At 72.2% G+C, this 1,734-nt stretch carries 1 protein-coding gene and 2 pseudogenes; 1 reads left to right on the top strand and 2 read right to left on the bottom strand.

What is annotated here, in order from left to right; all coding sequences use genetic code 11:
- Positions 1 to 116, bottom strand: a pseudogene (locus tag NQ160_RS23410) (DNA-binding response regulator); the annotation flags it as partial.
- Positions 113 to 1,300, bottom strand: coding sequence for a sensor histidine kinase (locus NQ160_RS23405; protein ID WP_257517400.1), 1,188 nt, complete (start codon positions 1,298 to 1,300; stop codon positions 113 to 115). The pseudogene NQ160_RS23410 and the gene NQ160_RS23405, both read right to left, overlap by 4 nt.
- Positions 1,301 to 1,458: 158 nt before the next feature.
- On the opposite strand from NQ160_RS23405, the pseudogene NQ160_RS23400 reads away from it, so the two are divergent.
- Positions 1,459 to 1,734: pseudogene (locus tag NQ160_RS23400) on the top strand (small multidrug efflux protein); the annotation flags it as partial.

Here is a 1,734-nt window from a genome sequence, read left to right as displayed (position 1 = left end):
GCGTGGGCGCCGTCGGTGCACTCGGCGACGACGTCGATGTCGTCCTCCAGGCGCAGCAGCGCCGCCAAGGCCGAGCGGATCATCCCCTCGTCGTCGGCGAGGAGCACCCGGATCACGACCGAACCCCGACCTGGGCGGGCACGGTCATGCTGACGGCGAACTCCCGCGGTGCGCGGCGCACATCGAGCACTCCCCCGGCGTCCGCCGCCCGCCGCGCGAGACCCTCCAGACCCGCGCCGTCCTGCGTCACCGGCACGTCTGCTCCCCTGTCGTTGGTGATCTCGTACCGCCAGGACGACCCGGCCCGTGTCAGCGCCAGGCGCGCCCATCCGCCGCCGCCGTGCCGCAGGATGTTCGTCGTCGTCTCGCGGATGACCGGTCCGAGCACCGCTGCCGGCGCGATGTCGGCATCGGGATCGATCGAGGCCTGCGCCGCGATCCCCGCCGCCTGGAGCAGATCCACGGCGTTGGCGAGCTCATCGCGCAGCGGCACGGCGCGGAACCTCGTCGCGAGGTCCCGCGTTCCCTGACGGGCCTCGTCGACGCTCGTGCGCGCGGCCTGCAGGTGCTCGAGCGCTGCCTGCGGGTCGCGGGCCATCAGGCGCTCGGCGAGCTCGAGCTGCAGCGCGATCACCTGCAGGTGATGACCCTGCAGATCGTGGACGTCGGTGGCCACCCGCAGCCGCTCCTGGGTCGCCGCGAGCCTCGCCTCGGAGGCTCGCACGCGGTCCAGCGTGATGAGCACGTCCCACCACCACAGCGACACCACCGTCATGCCCGGCAGCAAGACGAGGTAGAAGCCGACGAACCCCCAGTCCTCGAGGTCCCGCTGCATGTCGATGGCCCAGAGGCCCGCGAGCGCCACGCTGACCACCACTACGACGCGCAGCCGCACCCCGGCCTGCCAGTTCAGGAACATGAGCGACTGGGCCAGCGGCAGGGCGGCGAAGGCCCACACGCCCGTCAGGGCGATGATGACCGCCCCGTACGCCGCGGCGATGAGCAGCGGCGCGAGCGCTCGGGGCCACGTCGCGAGCGGGCCGGTGTCGGTGCGGTCGCGGTAGTCCGTCAACAGCACCACCGTCGACGCGCACCACAGCAGGCCACCGCAGGCGACCGTGGCGACGGCGAGCGGGGTGGTCTCCCACTCGGCGATCATCGAGATGCCCAGGGTGAGCAGCATCAGCTCGAAGAAGACGATCGCCGCCACGGTGTACCACCAGGTGGCTCTGATCCCCCTCGTCAGGCGCAGCTCGCCGCGGGCGGCCGCATCGGTCGGGGGCGTGGCGGTGCGGGTCACCCGTCCACTGTATGGGCATGACAGATGTCACGGATGCCGCGTGGGAACTGCCCGCGAACAGGTGACAGAACGGCACTTACCGCGTCGACGCCGAGGCGGTGGACTGGTGTCATCGCCACCGTCACCCGATCGGCCGGCCCACACCCAGGAGAACGACCATGACCCTCATCGACCGCTTCCAGGACCTCGTCGCCCAGGTGCCGGACCTCGTGCAGCCTCTCATCCTCGCCCTGGCAGGCGCGGTGCCGTTCATCGAGGGTGAGGGCGCGGCCGCCATCGGCATCGTCGGCGGCATCCACCCCGTCGTCGCCGTCGCTGCCGGCGTCGTGGGCAACTTCCTCTGCGTCGCGGTGCTGGTGCTGCTGAGCTCCGGTGCGCGCACGGCCGTCGTCACCCGGCGCCGCGAGAGCGTGCGGGCGCGCGAAGCGGTGGCG

The sequence above is a fragment of the Microbacterium sp. zg.Y909 genome (assembly GCF_024626565.1).
Note: the sequence above shows the minus strand (reverse complement) of the source record. Positions and strands in the feature narration are given on the sequence as shown.